The sequence below is a fragment of the Saccharothrix sp. ST-888 genome, assembly GCF_000955975.1.
Taxonomy (GTDB): Bacteria; Actinomycetota; Actinomycetes; order Streptomycetales; family Streptomycetaceae; genus Kitasatospora.
Genome location: NZ_JYJF01000580.1, coordinates 1 through 354, shown reverse-complemented (window position 1 = coordinate 354; position 354 = coordinate 1). Strand labels below are relative to the sequence as shown.

Here is a 354-nt window from a genome sequence, read left to right as displayed (position 1 = left end):
CGAGCCCGTGCCCGGCGCCGCGCAGCGGCACCGCCCCCGGCGGCCGGGGCGGGCGCTAGTTGGGGACCTCGACCAGCAGCCGGGCGGCCCGGGCGGGGAGGCGGGCGCCGACGGGGGCGCCGCGGGCGTGCTTGGTGAGGTTGGTCAGGGCCTCCTGGACGGAGCGGTAGGCGGCCCGCTCGACCGATTCCGGCCAGGGCCGGTCACCGGGGCTGGCGTCGCTGGTCACGCTTAGCCGGCTGCCCTGTATCAGCCGGGGCAGGTCAGCCAGCCTGGGGTGCGGGGCGAGCGGTTCGCGGGGCGGTACGCCGGCGGCGCGCAGCACGCCCACGATCTGCCGCAGCTCCTCCAGGG

1 pseudogene is annotated in these 354 nt (G+C 79.4%); it reads right to left on the bottom strand.

The features are described from left to right. Nucleotides 1–55: 55 nt before the first annotated feature. A pseudogene (locus UK12_RS42120) lies at nucleotides 56–354 on the bottom strand (sensor histidine kinase); the annotation flags it as partial.